Origin of the sequence: Isoptericola sp. NPDC057653, assembly GCF_042799955.1 — a bacterium.
Lineage (GTDB): Bacteria > Actinomycetota > Actinomycetes > Actinomycetales > Cellulomonadaceae > Isoptericola.
Genome location: NZ_JBHVHP010000002.1, coordinates 60,208 through 76,376 on the forward strand (window position 1 = coordinate 60,208; position 16,169 = coordinate 76,376).

15 protein-coding genes are annotated in these 16,169 nt (G+C 74.6%); 6 read left to right on the plus strand and 9 right to left on the minus strand.

Features of this window, described 5'->3' with window-relative positions:
• Positions 1–16: 16 nt before the first annotated feature.
• Genes ACFU9A_RS11550 through ACFU9A_RS11560 form a run of 3 tightly spaced genes read right to left on the minus strand, consistent with a single transcriptional unit; the run spans position 17 to position 3,155 of the window.
• On the minus strand, positions 17–1,294 hold the full coding sequence (locus tag ACFU9A_RS11550; RefSeq protein WP_430575429.1) for a glycosyltransferase: 1,278 nt from the start codon (positions 1,292–1,294) through the stop codon (positions 17–19).
• Positions 1,291–2,202, minus strand: a complete 912-nt coding sequence (locus ACFU9A_RS11555; RefSeq protein WP_430575430.1) for an ATP-grasp domain-containing protein — start codon at positions 2,200–2,202, stop codon at positions 1,291–1,293. Before ACFU9A_RS11555 ends, ACFU9A_RS11550 begins: the two co-directional genes overlap by 4 nt.
• A 47-nt stretch (positions 2,203–2,249) precedes the next feature.
• Positions 2,250–3,155 (minus strand): neutral zinc metallopeptidase, encoded by a 906-nt coding sequence (locus tag ACFU9A_RS11560; RefSeq protein ID WP_430575431.1) that lies wholly within the window; start codon positions 3,153–3,155, stop codon positions 2,250–2,252.
• 105 nt (positions 3,156–3,260) lie between these two features.
• Between ACFU9A_RS11560 and ACFU9A_RS11565 the strand changes: the two genes are divergently transcribed.
• Complete coding sequence (locus tag ACFU9A_RS11565) at positions 3,261–3,971, plus strand: Type 1 glutamine amidotransferase-like domain-containing protein (RefSeq protein WP_430575432.1); 711 nt, start codon at positions 3,261–3,263, stop codon at positions 3,969–3,971.
• Positions 3,972–4,010: 39 nt separating this feature from the next.
• Here the strand turns inward: ACFU9A_RS11565 and ACFU9A_RS11570 are convergent, their stop codons facing one another.
• Positions 4,011–5,513: a DUF2809 domain-containing protein gene (locus ACFU9A_RS11570; protein WP_430575433.1), complete on the minus strand. Its 1,503-nt coding sequence runs from the start codon at positions 5,511–5,513 to the stop codon at positions 4,011–4,013.
• Between the two features lie 218 nt (positions 5,514–5,731).
• Between ACFU9A_RS11570 and ACFU9A_RS11575 the strand changes: the two genes are divergently transcribed.
• On the plus strand, positions 5,732–8,260 hold the full coding sequence (locus ACFU9A_RS11575) for a GH92 family glycosyl hydrolase (protein ID WP_430575434.1): 2,529 nt from the start codon (positions 5,732–5,734) through the stop codon (positions 8,258–8,260).
• A 185-nt stretch (positions 8,261–8,445) separates the two neighbouring features.
• Complete coding sequence (locus tag ACFU9A_RS11580) at positions 8,446–10,044, plus strand: ABC-F family ATP-binding cassette domain-containing protein (RefSeq protein WP_430575435.1); 1,599 nt, start codon at positions 8,446–8,448, stop codon at positions 10,042–10,044.
• Positions 10,045–10,078: 34 nt separating this feature from the next.
• Here the strand turns inward: ACFU9A_RS11580 and ACFU9A_RS11585 are convergent, their stop codons facing one another.
• From ACFU9A_RS11585 to ACFU9A_RS11595, 3 genes are read right to left on the minus strand one after another with little or no spacing between them, the layout of a single operon-like run.
• Complete coding sequence (locus tag ACFU9A_RS11585; RefSeq protein WP_430575436.1) at positions 10,079–11,047, minus strand: SURF1 family protein; 969 nt, start codon at positions 11,045–11,047, stop codon at positions 10,079–10,081.
• Entirely contained in the window at positions 11,044–11,280 is a 237-nt protein-coding gene (locus ACFU9A_RS11590; RefSeq protein ID WP_430575437.1) for a hypothetical protein, read from the minus strand. Before ACFU9A_RS11590 ends, ACFU9A_RS11585 begins: the two co-directional genes overlap by 4 nt.
• On the minus strand, positions 11,280–11,774 hold the full coding sequence (locus ACFU9A_RS11595; RefSeq protein WP_430575438.1) for a DUF3099 domain-containing protein: 495 nt from the start codon (positions 11,772–11,774) through the stop codon (positions 11,280–11,282). The genes ACFU9A_RS11590 and ACFU9A_RS11595 overlap by 1 nt, the downstream gene beginning before the upstream one ends.
• A gap of 210 nt (positions 11,775–11,984) precedes the next feature.
• On the opposite strand from ACFU9A_RS11595, the gene fabG reads away from it, so the two are divergent.
• Genes fabG through ACFU9A_RS11610 form a run of 3 tightly spaced genes read left to right on the plus strand, consistent with a single transcriptional unit; the run spans position 11,985 to position 14,157 of the window.
• A complete protein-coding gene (gene fabG / locus ACFU9A_RS11600; protein ID WP_430575439.1) occupies positions 11,985–12,743 on the plus strand; it encodes a 3-oxoacyl-ACP reductase FabG in 759 nt (252 codons plus the stop codon).
• 49 nt (positions 12,744–12,792) lie between these two features.
• Positions 12,793–13,557, plus strand: a complete 765-nt coding sequence (gene fabI / locus ACFU9A_RS11605) for an enoyl-ACP reductase FabI (protein ID WP_430575440.1) — start codon at positions 12,793–12,795, stop codon at positions 13,555–13,557.
• A gap of 48 nt (positions 13,558–13,605) precedes the next feature.
• Positions 13,606–14,157, plus strand: a complete 552-nt coding sequence (locus ACFU9A_RS11610) for a SixA phosphatase family protein (protein WP_430575441.1) — start codon at positions 13,606–13,608, stop codon at positions 14,155–14,157.
• 39 nt (positions 14,158–14,196) lie between these two features.
• On the opposite strand, the gene ACFU9A_RS11615 is transcribed toward ACFU9A_RS11610, so the two are convergent.
• Together ACFU9A_RS11615 and ACFU9A_RS11620 are read right to left on the minus strand one after the other, a co-directional pair.
• Positions 14,197–14,742, minus strand: coding sequence for a cysteine hydrolase family protein (locus tag ACFU9A_RS11615; protein WP_430575442.1), 546 nt, complete (start codon positions 14,740–14,742; stop codon positions 14,197–14,199).
• Positions 14,739–16,163, minus strand: a complete 1,425-nt coding sequence (locus ACFU9A_RS11620) for a purine-cytosine permease family protein (protein WP_430575443.1) — start codon at positions 16,161–16,163, stop codon at positions 14,739–14,741. The genes ACFU9A_RS11615 and ACFU9A_RS11620 overlap by 4 nt, the downstream gene beginning before the upstream one ends.
• Positions 16,164–16,169: the final 6 nt, after the last annotated feature.

The following is a 16,169-nucleotide window of genomic DNA, read 5'->3' on the forward strand; positions in this document are numbered from 1 at the left end:
AGCGCGGCGACAACGGTCAGGACCCAGGGCCATCGTCGTCGACGAGCCCGCGCACCGACACCGTCCCGGTGCGGTCCAGCTTGTTCCATCGGTTCTCCGCGTTCCCGAGCTCGAGCCGGGCGGCGTCGAGCACGACGAGGGTCATCATCGTGGAGTAGACGGGCCACAGCGGGAGCGTCCACAGCTGGCGCAGGTCGCCCGGCGCGCGATCGAGCCCGACCGCGAGCAGGAGCAGGCCGAGGGACAGGGGCAGGCCCACGAGCAGGACCCATGCCCACCACGACGCGGGGACCCACCCCTCCGGACCGTCGACCGCCACCAGGACCGCGAGCGCGACCAGCGCCAGCACCTGGACGAACGGGGCCACGATCTGGGCCGCCGTGTTGTACACCAGGTAGATCCCGAACGGCCCGTACCGCGGGTTGCCGATCATCGACCGGTGCATGCCGGTCACCTGGAGCAGGCCGCGCGCCCAGCGCACGCGCTGGCGCCACAGCGCACGCACCGTCGACGGGGACTCGGCGTACACGAGGGCGTCGGGGGCGAACGTGACCCGGTAGCCCTCCCGGTGGACCCGCCAGGTGAGCTCGAGGTCCTCGCCGAGGGTGTCGGTGCGCAGCGGTCCCGTGGCGTCGAGCACGTCCCGCCGGAACGCGCCGATGTTCCCGGAGACGACCGGCAGGCAGCCGAGCACGTCGAGGGCCCGGCGCATCAGCCCGGTCCCCACGTGGCTGATCAGCGACAGCAGGCGCGTCTGGACCCGGTCGAGGTTGACGGGCCGGTCGTTGCCGCACACGGCACCGGTCCGCGGGTCGCGGAACCCCCGCAGCAGGCGGGTGACCGTGTCGGGCCGGAACAGCCCGTCGGCGTCGACGAGGACCAGGACGTCGCCCCGGGCTGCGGCGATGCCGGTATTGAGCGCGGCACCCTTGCCGGCGTTCTCCTGGCGCAGCGCGCGCACCTGCGGGAACTCGGCGGCGAGGCGCTCCATGCGCTCGAAGGTGTCGTCGGACGATCCGTCGTCGACGCAGACGACCTCGAACGCGGGGTGCTCGGTGCGCAGCACCGAGCGCACGCAGTTCTCGATGACGACGGCCTCGTTGTACGCGGGGACGACGACGCTCACGAAGGGGGCGTCGGGGAACATCGGGCCGCACCCCGCGGGGCCCGGGTCGTCGCGTCGGCGCCGGGCCTCGAAGACGAGCGCGGCCGGGACGAACGCGAGCCGCACGAGGCCCACGACCAGCAGCGACAGGCCGAGGACGAGGACGAGGGCGACGAGGACGGACGTCACGGCCGACCCGGCCAGTCGTCGAGGACGGCGTCGAGCAGCTCCGGCGCACCCGCGGAGACGGCGCCGAACCGGGCGTTGACCTCGAGCACCACCGGCGTGCCGTCGGCGAGGCGCCGCACGTCCATGTCGAGGGGGCCCACGAGGTCGAGGGCCTCCGCGGTCCGCGCGGCCAGGTCCGCGACGTCGGGTGCTGCGCCGTCGGGCAGGCGTTCGACCGTGGTCGCGTTGCCCACCCGCCCCTCCTTGCGCCCGGTCTTCTCGAGCACGACGACGACGCACCGGCCGTCCGCGGGGGACCGGTAGACCTGCGGGCTGTACTCCGTGCCGGGGGCGAAGGCCTGCACCACCCACGAGGCGTCGAGCCCGGCCCAGAGCGGGTCGTCGGCGTCCTCGACGACGTGCACGCCACGCCCGCCGCGGGAGACGCGCGGCTTGACCACGACGGGCGCGTCGTCCCAGGCGAGGGCCTCGGCGGCCGAGGCCAGCTCGTCGGCGGGGGCGTGCCGGGGCACCGCGACGCCGTGGCGCGCGAGGGCCCACATCGTCAGGAGCTTGTCGCCCGCGACGGCGGCCGGGCCGGGCGCCGACAGCACGACCGCGTCCCCGAGCCCGGCGGCGTCCGCCAGCACCGCGAGCCGCGGCAGCTCGTCGGAGACCGTGGGCACCAGCAGGCGCGGCCGGTGCTTCGACAGCAGCTCGAGCGTCGCGGCGTCGTAGGCGGGGTCGGCGGCCGCCGGGACCGCCTCGACCACGTCGTAGCCCGGGACGTCGCCGGGGGAGAGGTCCACCCCCACGACCCGGCGCCGGCCGGCGTCCGGTCTGGCGGCGAGCTGCCCGCCGAGCGTGCGACCGGCGGGCCCCGCCGCGCCGGTCACCAGGATCGTGTGCTGGTCCGCCGCTACACCCATGGTTCGGATCGTAGGGTCCCACCTGCGACGCTGCAGCCGGGGCGCGCTCAGAGGGTGCGCGCCGACAGGGCGTCGCAGTCCTGCACCGTGCCGCCCTCGTACCCGACGGTGAACCAGCGCATCCGCTGCTCGGAGGTGCCGTGGGTGAAGCCCTCGGGGTCGACCTGCCCCGTGGCCTGCTGCTGGATGCGGTCGTCGCCGACGGCGGCGGCCGCGTCGAGGGCCTGGCGCAGCTGGTCCTGCGAGATCGGGTCGAGGAACGTGACGCCGGTGTCGGGGTCGACCTCGGTGGCGGCGGACCCGGCCCACATGCCGGCCAGGCAGTCGGCCATGAGCTCGATGCGCACGGAGTCGGACTCGGGGCCGCTCCCGCCGCGGGCGGCGGCGTCCATCGCCCCCGTGAGCTGCTCGACGTGGTGCCCCACCTCGTGCGCCACGACGTACTCCTCCGCGAGCGGCCCGCCCTCGGCGCCGAACTGGGAGCTGAGCTGGTCGAAGAACGACACGTCGACGTAGACGGTCCGGTCGGGCGGGCAGTAGAACGGCCCGGTCGCGCTCGACGCGGCGCCGCAGGCCGTCGTCGTCGACCCGGAGAAGCTCTCGACCGGCGGCAGGGAGTACGACACCCCGGCCTGCTCGGGCAGCACGCGGCCCCAGTACGCGTCGAGCGACTGCACGGTCGCCGACAGCCGGCACTCGCGGTCGGCGTTGGCCTCCTGCGCGCTGCACGCGTCGACGTACTGCTCCTGGCCGTCGCCGACGGGCGCCCCCGCGTCCTGGACGGCGCCGCTGAGCGCGCCGGTGAGCTGGCCCAGGTCGCCGCCGCCGAGGAAGACGGCCAGCAGCGCCACGACGATCGCCCCGATGCCCCCGCCGACGACCGCGCCCCGGCGGCCGCCCGAGCCCTTCCGCACGCGCCCGCCCTCGAACTGCCCGCCCTCGTTGAAGGTCACGAGCACACGGTAGGTCGCGCCGGGTCCGGTCGCGCGGCCTGTCCGGCCGGGCACCGCACAGGAAAGGACGGGCGCCGCGCGGACGACCCGTCCTAGGGTGCCCGCATGATCGGAACGGTGCTCGCTCTCGGCGGTGGTGGCTTCTCGATGTCGGACGACGGCTCCTCGGCCATCGACGACCACCTGCTCGACCTCACGGGGCAGGACGTCCCCAAGGTGTGCTTCGTCCCGACCGCGAGCGGCGACGACAACGGGTACGCGCGCCGGTTCGAGGAGGCGTTCTCGGGTCGGGCGACGACGTCGGTGCTGTCCCTCTTCTGCCACGAGCCGTGGGGGTACACCGACCCGCAGATGCTGCTCGAGCAGGACGTCGTGTACGTCGGCGGCGGCTCGACCGCCAACCTCCTCGACGTCTGGCGGCGCCACGGCCTGCCCGACCTGCTCACCCGCGCCGCCGCGCAGGGCACGGTCCTCGCGGGCATCAGCGCCGGCATGAACTGCTGGTTCGAGGCGTCCTCGACCGACTCGTTCGGCCCGCTCGCGCCGCTCGACGACGGCCTCGGCCTCCTGCCCGGCAGCGCCTGCCCGCACTACCTCGGCGAGGCCGACCGGCGCGCCGCGTACCTCGGCTGGGTGGCGTCCGGCGCCCTCCCGGGCGGCTACGCGGTGGACGAGTACGCCGCCGTCCGCTTCGTGGACGGCGTCGCCGTGGAGGCCGTCGCCGAGCGTCCCGGGCGGCCCGCGTACCGCGTGGAGCGGGACGGCGACGTCGCGACGGAGACGTCGCTGGAGGTGCGGTCGCTGCCCGGCGCGTGACAGCGGGCCAGTGCACGCGCCCCGCGGCGCGCCCCGGCGTCACCCGCCGTAGCTGACCGGCGTCTCCACCGACTGCCAGTGCCAGGGCTCGGGCAGACGGCCGTCGGGCTCCGCCCAGTCCGGGTGCGTCCAGCCGAACCGCTCGGCGTTCTTCTTCAGCCACGCGTAGACGTCGCCGTCGAACCCGGCGGGCCCGACGCTGATGTCGACGGCGGTGCCGAGGCCGTGGTTCGAGCAGCCGGGGGGCGCGGCGAGCGGGTTCGGGTGGGCCGGGTCGTACACGGCGACCTGCTGGGCGTGGCTGCGGTAGGCGGAGTTGATCTTCAGGTGCGTCCCGAACTGCTCGTGGAAGGCCGCGTCGAGCTCGACCAGGCCGGCGAGCACGTCGGAGCGCACGGCGAGACCGGAGGCCCACGGGATGCCCGCGAGCTCGTCGTCGGCGAGGCGCCCCGTCTCGGGGAACCAGAGCTGGTCCGGCTCGGGGCACACGACGGCGTCCTGCGCGGTCATGAGGTCGGTGGTCGCGCGGTCCAGGTCGTCGCGGCTCGTGCCGAGCGCCGTCGCGGCGGCCTCGACGGCGGGCAGGTCGTCCGCGTCGAGGGCGTCGTCGGTCGACGCCGCCAGCGCGTCCCGCGCGGCGGTGAGCGCGTCGTCGGCGGTGGACCGGGCCTTCGTGCCCGCGCCGCGCCCGTCCTCGGCGAGCTCGCCGACGGCGGCGACGACCTGCTTCGCACGGCGGGTCACGGGGGCGAGGGCGTCCCGGCCGTCGGCGACCTGCGCCCGCGCGTGCTCCAGGCGGGACCGGTCCACGGCAGCGGCGTCCCGGGCGAGCCCGCGGCCCGCCTCCTCGGCGTCGCCCGGGCGGCGCTCCAGCAGCGGCGTCGCGGCCAGCAGGGTCTCGGCGCGGTCGATCGACGCGGCCAGGGCGGGCCGGACGGCGTCGTCGGCGACGCGGTCCGCCGAGTCGTCCAGGGTCTGCCGGGCGTCGGCGACCTGTGCGGTGAGGCTGCTCGCCTCGTCGTAGAGCACCCAGGCGAGCCACCCGCCGGCGGCGCCGAGCAGCAGGACCGCCACGACGGGCACGACGACGGCCGCGCGCCGCCGCCGGCGCGGGCCGGCGGGCGCTGTCACGTGCCGCAGCCGGCCGTCCACGCGCGCGGACCGAGGTGCGACCAGGGCCAGGAGGGCCCCGCCCGCCGCCGCGCCGGCGGCGTACCAGGCCAGGTCGGAGGCCACGAAGGTGGTGCCGAGCACGAACCTCGCCTCGGGCACCCGGGCCACGACCTGGGCGGGCACGTCGGTGAGCTGCGCCAGCTCGACGGCCGCGCTCAGGGCGAGGCCGACGACGGCGGCGGCGACCGGCGACGTGCGGGGCCGCACCAGAGCCACGAGCAGCACGACGAGGGTCGCGTAGAGCGCGTCGCCGAGCGGCCCGCCGACGGCGTCCGGCAGCAGGAGGCGCGCGCCCAGCCCGAGGAGCACCACGAGGAGGGCGAGCAGGGACGACGTCGCGCGGGGGACCGCCGTGGTCGGCCGGGTCACGGGACCTGGCGGCGGCACGCGGGGGCGCGCGCGGGTTCCGGCGGCACGGCGGGGAGGATCACGCGCACACCTTAGCGCCGAGCGGTGAGTGTCCCGTGGGTGCCGTGACCGGGGGCGAACGTCCCCACCGAGGTCCGTTTTGCTCCGATGACAGCGGTGACATAGCCTCGCTGACCGCGGCGACAACAGGGTCGCCACGTGTTGACGGGAGCGCATCGATGCGTGTGTCACGTTGGCCGAGGACGGTGGTCTCCCTCGTCGTGGTGGGTGGCCTGTGTCTCGGCAGTCAGATCTCCGCGGCCGCCGGTACCGGCGCCGTGCCGCCGCACCACCGCGACAAGCTCGCGCTCACGCAGTTCGTCGACCCGCGGATCGGCACGTCGACGAACTCGACGAGCGGCTACGCGGGGAACGTCAACGCCGGGGCGCAGGTGCCGTTCGGCGCGGTGACCTTCGGCCCGGACATGCCGCGGACCAACTTCAACGGGTCCGGCGGCTACCTCATCGGGGCGAACGCCACCTCGGGCTCGATCAACTTCTTCAGCCTCACGCACCTGAGCGGCGTCGGCTGCCCGGGCCAGGGCGCCGTGGCGATGATGCCGCGCACGGCGGCGACACCGCTCGTCAGCAGCAGCAACCGGGTCAGCGCGGTCGGCTTCAAGACCTCGACCGAGACCGCGAAGCCCGGCTACTACGAGGTGGGCCTGGACACCGGCGTGAACGCCGAGCTCACCGCCACCCAGCGCACCGGCATGGCGCGCTTCACGTTCCCCGACGCCGACCAGGGCTACCTCGCCCTCGACATGCGGGTCAACGCCCGGGCCAACCAGGGCGGCTCCGTCCAGGTGAAGCCCGAGAACGTCTCGCTCGAGGTCTCGGACGACGGCCGCACGATCTCCGGCAAGACCGTCGCCCCGGCGTTCTGCACGCCGTACGGCACCAAGTGGAACGCGCCCGTCTACTTCTACGGCGAGCTCGACAAGCCGCTGCGCGCCCAGGCCGACGGCTCCACCGTCAACACCGTCAAGAACGGCGGGGGCGTCTTCCAGTACGACCTCACCGACACCGACCGCACGCTGACGATGCGCACCGGCATCTCGTCCGTGAGCGTCGAGAACGCGCGGCTCAACCTCGACACCGAGAACCCGGACGGCGCCTTCGACGCGGTCCGCGCCGACGCCGACCAGGACTGGAACGCGCGCCTGAACACGGTGCAGGTCGACCGCGCCGCGGACCCCTCCGCCCTGTCGCCCGCCCAGCGGGACGACCTGGTGCAGCTCTACTCGGCGCTCTACCGCGTCTTCGGCTCGCCCACCGTCTACTCCGACGTGAACGGCGACTTCCGCAGCATGGAGGCCCGGAAGCCGTACCCGGGCGACGTGGACGCCACGGGCGGCGTCGAGGACCGGGCGGTCGCGAACGTCCGGGACCACGACTACCGGCGCCCGGACGGCAGCCGCGGCAGCTACTCGACGCAGTACACCAGCTTCTCGATGTGGGACACCTACCGCTCCCAGGCCCAGCTCCTCGCGCTGCTCGCGCCGAAGGAGTCCGCCGAGATGATGCAGTCCCTCGTGGTCGACGCGCAGCAGTGCGGCGCGTTCCCGCACTGGGTGGACGGCAGCGACGACTCCACGCCGATGGCGGGCGACAACGCCCTGCCCGTGCTGGCCGGCGTGCAGGCGTTCGGCGTGGACGACTTCGACCTCGTCAGCGCCGGGGCGCTCGTCAAGCAGTCCGCCTTCGACCCGACGAGCAGCTGCAACGACCGCGCCAGCTTCAGCGACGCCGAGCAGTACCTGCGCGACGGCTACTACCCGGACGCGTCCTCGGCCAACATCGAGCGCTACAACAGCGACCGGGCCGCGGCGGCGTTCCTCGCCGACCTGCCGAAGGACGTGCGCAAGGACCCGCGCGTCGCCGTCACCGCCGCCGACCTCGACGCGCTGAACGACCGGGCCGGCTGGTGGCGGACCATCTTCGACGCCTCCACGGGCACGATCAAGGCGCGCAAGGCGCCGACGACGCCGGGGGAGCCCGGCGAGCTGACCACGGGCTCGTTCCACGAGTCGACGGAGCCGAACTACTTCTGGTCGTTCGGGTACGCCTGGTCGGACCTCGTCGCGGCGTCGGGCGGCAAGGACGTCGCCGTCGAGCGGCTCAACCGCCTCTTCAGCGTCGACGACGCCCTCACCGCGAAGCCGACCCTGCGCCAGCTCAACGGCGGGCAGGAGTCGGAGGGCCTCTACATCGGCAACGAGCCGGCGCACGCCGCGCCCTGGGCCTACAACTGGGCCGGCAAGCCGGCCGCCACCCAGTACGTGGTGCAGCAGATCATGGACACGGCGTTCACCACGCGCCGGGACGGGCTGCCGGGCAACGACGACATGGGCGCGACGTCCAGCTGGTACGTGTTCGCCGCGCTCGGCATGTTCCCGACGGTCGGTACCGCGGGCGGGGTCGCGCTGTCGACGCCGCAGTTCCCGGCGACCACGGTGTGGCTCGGCAACAAGCCGCTGCGCCTCACCACGTCCCAGGACGCGCACGCCGCGCCGTTCGTCCAGTCCCTGCGGCTGGACGACCGCGACTACGCGGGCTCGTGGCTGCCGATCTCCAAGGTGCGCCGTGGCGTCGAGCTGCGCTACACGCTCGGTGACACCGCCTCGCAGTGGGCCGCCGCGGACGCGCTCACCCCGCCGTCGGGGCCGGACGCGAACTACGAGAGGATGACGGCGGCGCGCAAGTAGCCGCCACCGGGGGACCGCCGCGGCACCGCCGCTGACGGCCCCGCACGATCGGCCGCCGCGGGCGGGCGCACCGGACCACGGTGCACCCGCCCGCGGCGTGCTGTGACCAATGTCCTCGTGGGGGCGGCGCCCGGGCCCGTAGACTGACCCGGCCTCCCCCCGCACTCACGAAGGACACCCCTGCCTTGATCACCGCCCACGGCGTCGAGCTGCGCTTCGGCGCCCGGACCCTGCTGCACGAGGCGACGTTCCGCATCGCCCCGGGCGACCGCATCGGCCTGGTCGGCCGCAACGGCGCGGGCAAGACGACGCTCACCAAGACGCTCGCCGGCGAGAGCCTGCCCGCGGCCGGGCAGATCACGCGGGGCACCGACATCGGCTACCTGCCCCAGGACCCGCGCACGGGTGACCTCGACGTCGTCGCGATGGACCGCGTGCTCAGCGCGCGCGGGCTGGACCACATCGTCACGCAGATGCGGGAGACCGAGGGGCTCATGGCCTCCGCGGACGCCGACACGCAGGAGGCTGCGCTCGAGCGCTACCCGAAGCTCGAGGCGCGCTTCGTCGCCGCCGGCGGCTACGCCGCCGAGTCCGAGGCGCACCGGATCACCAGCAACCTCGGCCTCGACGACCGCGTCCTCGCGCAGCCGCTGAACACCCTCTCGGGCGGTCAGCGCCGCCGCATCGAGCTCGCCCGGATCCTGTTCTCCGGCGTCGACACGCTGCTGCTCGACGAGCCGACGAACCACCTCGACGCCGACTCGATCATCTGGCTGCGCGACTACCTCAAGACCTACAGCGGCGGCTTCGTCGTCATCAGCCACGACGTCGACCTGCTGCGCGCCACCGTGAACAAGGTGTTCCACCTGGACGCCAACCGGGGCGAGCTCGACCAGTACAACCTCGGCTGGGACGCCTACCTCGAGCAGCGCGAGCAGGACGAGCGCCGTCGACGCCGCGAGCGCGCCAACGCCGAGAAGAAGGCCGGCGTGCTGCTGGCCCAGGCGGACAAGATGCGCGCCAAGGCCACCAAGGCCACGGCCGCGCAGAACATGATGAAGCGCGCGGAGCGCATGCTGTCCGGCCTGGAGGGGGAGCGGCGCGCGGACAAGGTGGCGCACCTGCGCTTCCCGAAGCCGGCCCCGTGCGGGCGGACGCCGCTCACCGCGACGGAGCTGTCGAAGAGCTACGGCTCCCAGGAGGTCTTCGCGGGCGTCGACCTCGCGATCGACCGCGGGTCCCGCGTCGTCATCCTCGGGCTGAACGGCGCCGGGAAGACGACGCTGCTGCGCATCCTCGGCGGCGTGGAGGAGCCGGACACCGGCCGCGTCGTGCCGGGGCACGGCCTGAAGATCGGGTACTACGCCCAGGAGCACGACACCCTGGACATGGACGCGACCGTGGTCGAGAACCTGCGGCACTCCGCCCCCGACCTCACCGACACCCAGGTGCGGTCCGTGCTCGGCTCGTTCCTCTTCAGCGGGGACGACGCGGAGAAGCCCGCGAGCGTCCTGTCCGGCGGGGAGAAGACGCGCCTCGCGCTCGCGACGCTCGTCGTCTCCAGCGCGAACGTGCTGCTGCTCGACGAGCCCACCAACAACCTGGACCCGGCGTCACGCGCCGAGATCCTCGGCGCCCTGGACACCTACGAGGGCGCCGTCGTCATGGTCACCCACGACGACGGGGCGGTCGACGCGCTCAACCCCGAGCGCGTCCTGCTCCTGCCCGACGGCGACGAGGACCTCTGGTCGGCGGACTACGCCGAGCTGGTCTCCCTGGCCTGACGGCCGGCTCGACGAGCCGCCCCGCGGGCCCGTCCTACCGGGCGGCGTCCTCGTGGGCGCCGCCCTGCTCGGCGGCGTCCAGCAGCGCGTCCTCGTAGTCCTCGTCGACGCGGCGGCGCCCGGGCCGCGGGCCCCGGGACCCGGCCCCGTCGGGGTCCGGGCCGTCGTGCGCCGCGATGAGGTCGCCGGCGGTGACGCGCGCCGGCCGGGTCTCGCGCCGCCACAGGACGATGTAGCCGCCCAGCGCCCCGAGCGCGAAGATGCACCACTGGAACGTGTAGCTCAGGTGCGAGCCGGGGTCGGTGTCGGGCTCGGGGAGCGCGCCGGGAGTCGTGGCGGCCGCCGGGTCCTCGGTGCGCAGCTGTCCGTAGCCGCCCGCCGTGGCCCCGTCGGCCCAGGCCGCGCCCTCCGAGCCGGCGGCGAGCACCTGGCCGGTGTTGATCGCCTGGACCTGGCCGGCGGGCGTGCCGCGCGAGGAGGCCGGCTCGTCGGGCCGCATCGTCATCGTCACCTCGACCTGCCCGCTCGGGGGATCGGGGACGGACGACGGGCTGCTCGCGTCCTCGCCGAGCGGGACGAAGCCGCGGTCGACCACCAGGACGAGCGGCTGACCGTCGGCGCCCGTCGTCTCGAACGGCACCAGGACGTGGAAGCCGGGCTGGCCGCCGACGGGGCGGTTGCGCAGCAGCACCGTGTCCTGCGGGCGGTAGGTGCCCGTCGCCACCGCGGGGTGCCACTCGTCGTCGGGGGCGAGGTCGGCCCCCGGCTCGGGCAGCAGGCTGTCGAGGGCCACCGGCGCGCTCGCGTAGTTGGTCTCGACGAGCTCGATCTGCGCCTCGCGCCAGGTGTAGCGGTGCCACTGCCAGAAGGCGGCGAGGATGCACAGCGCCGCCAGCGCCACGGCACCGAGGCCGAGGGTGACCCACTGCCGGCGGGTGCGGGGCGCGGCGGGGGCGGGCAGGTCGGAGGGGCGGCCCGGCGCGGGCGCGGGGGAGGTGCTCACGCGCGGTCGAGCTCCGCGACGGGGACGGTCTGCTTCCAGAAGGAGCGTGCGCCGAGGAACTGCTCGAGGTGCTCACGGTGGTCGTCGCACGCGAGCCAGACCTTGCGGCGCTCGGGCGTGTGCAGCCGCGGGTTGTTCCACAGCAGGCCCCACGCGGCCTCTCCCCGGCAGCCCTTGGCGGAGCACACCAGCTCACCGGCCACCGGGTCGGCCCCGGTCCCCAGCACGTCCATCAGCGGTCTCCTCCACGGTTCTCGTCGGTCGGGCCGTCGCCCTCACCCGGGTCGTCGGCCGCGCCCTCGGCCACGTCGTCCTGGTGCTCCACCACGCGGTGCGTGCCGTCGTCGAACGTCGCGGGGCCGGTCGGAGCGGCCGGCCGCGGCTCGGGCGCGGGGAGCGCGGTGGGCGCGACGTCGACCATCGGCGAGGTGTCGTAGGAGACGCGGTCGCGCCCGGCGTTGGCGAACAGCACCGCCGAGTACGGCAGCACGACGGCGGCCGCGACGAGCACCAGACGGATCCAGAGCTCGTCCACCAGGACGGCGCCGATGAAGCACACGATCCGGATGCCCATCTGCACCAGGTAGCGCCGGGTACGGCGCGCCTGGTCCTCCTCCAGCGGCTCGGGAGCGCTGGTGATCGAGGGGACCTCGGCGTCACGGTCCGCCCCGTGACGGCGGTCCCCGGAGGGGCGCGAACCGGGCGAGGTCGCGCGGGCGTTGCTCACCCGGCCAGTCTACGGCGGGCTCCGCGCGCCCCCGACCGGCCGTGCGGGGCCCGCGCCTTGTAGGGATCCGACAAACGGCCGGGGCGACGTGTGACGCGCCGCGACCCTGCGGGAGCGTCGCGTCGGGGTACCGTCACCAGGGCGTCGGCGGTGTTCCGCGCGCCGTCCCGCCCCGTCCACGACCACGAGCACCACCGCCGAGGAGACCCCGTGACCGACGCCCCCGCCACCCAGCCCACCCCGGCCGCCGCCGGTGCCGCACCCACGGGCCGGGTCGTCGTCGTCACCGGTGCCGCTCGCGGCATCGGCCGCACGATCGCCGAGCACTTCGTCGCCGCCGGCGACACCGTCGCCACCCTCTACCGGGGCGGCGACCTCCCCGAGGGCGTGCACGGCTACGTCGCCGACGTGACCGACTCCGCGGCCGTGGACGCCGCCTTCTCGGCGATCGAGACCGACCTCGGCCCGGTCCAGGTGCTCGTCGCGAACGCGGGCGTCACCCGCGACCAGCTCCTCATGCGCATGAGCGACGAGGAGTTCGAGACCGTCCTGGACGTCAACCTCACGGGCACCTTCCGCTGCGTGCGCCGCGCCTCCAAGGGCATGATCCGCGCGCGCAAGGGCCGCATCGTGCTGGTCGGCTCCGTCGTCGGCCTGTACGGCGGGCCCGGGCAGGTCAACTACTCGTCGTCGAAGGCCGCGCTGGTCGGCATGGCCCGGTCGATCACCCGCGAGCTCGGCGCGCGGGGCATCACGGCCAACGTCGTGGCGCCGGGCTTCGTGGAGACCGACATGACGGCGGCCCTGCCCGAGGCCACCCAGAAGCAGTACAAGGCGAGCATCCCCGCCGGGCGGTTCGCCTCGACCGACGAGATCGCGGGCGTCGTCGGGTTCCTCGCCTCCGACGCCGCGGCCTACGTCTCCGGCGCGGTCATCCCCGTCGACGGCGGCCTCGGCATGGGCCACTGACGCCCGCCGCCCCTCGCTCCCTCATCCTCAGCACAACCGGAAGGTCATCATGGCTCTGCTCGACGGCAAGAAGCTCCTCGTCACCGGCGTCCTCACGGACAGCTCGATCGCGTTCCACGCCGCCCGCCTCGCCCAGGAGGAGGGCGCCGAGGTGGTGCTCACCTCCTTCGGCCGCCAGATGAAGCTGACGCAGGCCTTCGCCAAGCGGCTGCCCGTCACGGCGCCCGTGGTCGAGCTCGACGTCACCAGCGACGAGGACCTCGCGGCCCTCCCGGAGCGCGTGCAGGAGCACGTCGACGGCATCGACGGCGTCGTGCACTCGATCGGCTTCGCCCCGCAGTCCGTCATGGGCGGCAACTTCCTCGCCGCGGAGTGGGGCGACGTCGCCACGGCGCTGCAGGTGTCCACCTACTCGTACAAGTCGCTCATCGAGGCGGCCCGCCCGCTGATGTCCGGCGGCGCCTACGTGGGCCTCACCTTCGACGCCTCGTTCGCCTGGCCGGTCTACGACTGGATGGGCGTCGCGAAGGCCGGGCTGGAGTCCGCGAACCGCTACCTGGCCCGTGACCTCGGGCCGCACGGCATCCGGTGTAATCTCGTCTCCGCCGGGCCCATCCGCACCACGGCCGCGAAGTCCATCCCGGGTTTCGCGACCATGGAGGACGCCTGGCCGCAGCGTGCCCCGCTGGGCTGGGACCAGACGACGGCGGAGCCCGCTGCGCGCGCCGTCGTGGCGCTTCTCTCGGACTGGTTCCCCGCCACGACCGGTGAGATCGTCCACGTCGACGGTGGTGTGCACGCGATGGGTCAGTGACGGGCCGGTCCCGGAACGACCCCCGGACCGACCTGTGAGACGGAGCGCATGAGAGCGGTAACGCAGGCCGAGGGCGACGGGCCGACCTGGCGTCTCGTGCTGTTGCGGCACGCGAAGGCGGAGCCGGGCAAGGGTGCGCTCTCCGACGAGCAGCGTCCCCTCGCGCTCAACGGGCGCAAGCAGGCGAGCCGCGTGGGCATGGCCCTCACCGCGGCCGGCCTGGTGCCGCAGGTCGCGCTGGTGTCGTCCGCGCTGCGCACCCGTCAGACCTGGGACCTGGCCTCCGCCCACCTGGACGGGTCCGCCGCGACCGTCCTCGAGGTGCGCGACGAGCTCTACGAGGCGAGCGTGCGCGACGTCCTCGGCCTCCTGCGGGAGGTCGAGGAGTCCGTGCGCACCGTCCTCGTCGTCGGGCACGAGCCGACCATGGCCGCGACGGCGGCGTACCTCGCCGCCGAGGGGTCCGAGCCCGCCGCGCTCGCCCAGGTGCGGGTCGGCGTCCCGACGGCCACCTACTCGGTGCTGGAGTCCGCCGCGCACCCGTGGGCCGACTGGGGCCGCAGCACCTCGCGCCTCGTGCACGTCGGCCGCCCGTCCTGACCTCCGGTCCGGCGGGCCCGGGTGCCCACCCGCCCCGGCTCAGGTGGTGCCGAGCACCTCGTCGACCGAGGTGACCTCCACCAGCGGCGCGTAGAGCCGCATCGCGGCCAGCGCCCGCTCGTGGTCCTCGCGGCTCGCGCCGGCGCACGCGTCCGCCACCACCCGCACCCGCCGTCCGGCGTCGGCCGCGGGGAGCACGGTGGACAGCACGCAGCAGTCGGTGGAGACGCCGGCCACCACCAGGTCGGCCGCGCCGCCGGCGGCGGCGTCGAGCTCCGGTCCCCACTTGCCGAACGTCGTCGCGGTGACGACCGGCGCGCCAGCGGGGTCGAGGCCGTCGGCGATCGCGTAGAGCGGGTCGTCGGCGGGCACGAGAGCGAACGGCCACTGCGCGAAGTACTCCCGCCACGCGCCGGCCGGATCGGCCGGCGCCACGTAGCGCGTCCAGACGGTGCGGCCCGCGAACGCGGGCAGCAGCCGCCGCACGCCGTCGGCCGCGGCCCCGAAGTCCGGCGACGCCCAGGGGCTGCCGGGCTCGCCGAAGACGGTCTGCATGTCGACGACGACCAGCACCGCGGCGCTCACGCCGCCTCCTGCCGGCGGACGGCCCGGGCGGAGAACAGGAACGTGCCGAGCAGCCCGAGCGCGAGGGCGACCAGGACGCCGAGGTTGGCGCCGGCCCACTGCCCGTCCCGCCCGCCGAGGCCCAGCGGCCCCAGCAGGTAGCCCTGCCAGGACAGCCACCCGGCGTAGGTGTTGGTCACCAGGCCCCAGCCGACCACGGTGCCGCCGACCACGAGGAGGACGGCGGGCCAGCGCACGCTCCCGTACCGGCCGCGCCGGTCGCCCAGCTCCGCGTCGGCGTAGTCGCGGCGCCGCAGGGCGATGTCGGCGAGCAGCACGCCGCACCAGGCGGCGATCGGGACGCCGAGGGTGATGAGGAAGCCCTGGAACGGGCCGAAGAAGTCGTCGGCGACGAAGACCACGTACACGGCGCCCAGCACCATGAGGACGCCGTCGATCGCGGCCGCGACCCAGCGCGGGGCGGGCAGGCCCAGCGACAGGAGGGCGAGCCCGGAGGAGTAGATGTCGAGCGCCGCGCCGCCGATGAGGCCGGCGAGGGCCACGACCATGAACGGGATCAGGAACCACTCGGGCAGCAGCACGGCGAGCGCGCCGATCGGGTCGGTGCCGATCGCGTCCGCGAGGGCGGGGTCCGACCCGGCGAGCAGGAGGCCCGCGACCAGGAGCAGCACGGGCGGCAGGGACGCGCCGAACGTCGTCCAGCCGACGACGCCGGGGCCGGAGGCCGTGCGCGGCAGGTAGCGGGAGTAGTCGGCCGCCATGTTCACCCAGCCGAGGCCGAACCCGGTCATCATGAACACGAGCCCGCCGATCACCTGGGGCGCGTGCCCGGGCGGGATCGCCGCGACCGTGGCCCAGTCGATGTGGCCCGCGACGAGCACCACGTACACGACGGTCAGCACGGCGGTCAGGACGGTGATGACCTGCTGCAGGCGCATCACGAGCTGGAACCCGAAGATCCCCGCCGTCACGACGACCAGGGCCACCACGGCCAGCGTGACCACCTGGGTCACGGTGCCGCCGCCCCAGCCGAGCGTGCCGAGCACGGTCGCGGTGGCGAGGGTGGCGAGCGCCACCAGCACGGTCTCCCAGCCGACGGTGAGGATCCACGACAGCAGGGAGGGCAGCCGGTTGCCGTCCACGCCGAACGCGGCGCGGCTGAGCACCATCGTCGGTGCGGACCCGCGCCGACCGGCCAGCGAGATGAACCCGCAGCACAGGAACGACGCCACGATGCCGACGAGGCCCACCAGCACGGCCTGCCAGAACGACACCCCGAACGCCAGCAGGTACGCGCCGTAGCCGAGGCCGAGCACGGACACGTTGGCCGCGAACCACGGCCAGAACAGGTCGCGGGGGCGGCCGTGCCGCTCGGACTCGTCGATGGTGTTGAGGGCGTTGGTCTCGACCGTCGTCGCCATGGTCCG

Bases quoted from the DNA above. Each gene is read 5' to 3' on its own strand.
- ACFU9A_RS11575 (WP_430575434.1), top strand. From the start codon at position 5,732: ATGCGTGTGTCACGTTGGCCGAGGACGGTGGTCTCCCTCGTCGTGGTG.
- ACFU9A_RS11555 (WP_430575430.1), bottom strand. From the start codon at position 2,202: ATGGGTGTAGCGGCGGACCAGCACACGATCCTGGTGACCGGCGCGGCG.
- fabI (WP_430575440.1), top strand. From the start codon at position 12,793: ATGGCTCTGCTCGACGGCAAGAAGCTCCTCGTCACCGGCGTCCTCACG.
- ACFU9A_RS11610 (WP_430575441.1), top strand. From the start codon at position 13,606: ATGAGAGCGGTAACGCAGGCCGAGGGCGACGGGCCGACCTGGCGTCTC.
- ACFU9A_RS11620 (WP_430575443.1), bottom strand. From the start codon at position 16,163: ATGGCGACGACGGTCGAGACCAACGCCCTCAACACCATCGACGAGTCC.
- ACFU9A_RS11565 (WP_430575432.1), top strand. From the start codon at position 3,261: ATGATCGGAACGGTGCTCGCTCTCGGCGGTGGTGGCTTCTCGATGTCG.
- ACFU9A_RS11590 (WP_430575437.1), bottom strand. From the start codon at position 11,280: ATGGACGTGCTGGGGACCGGGGCCGACCCGGTGGCCGGTGAGCTGGTG.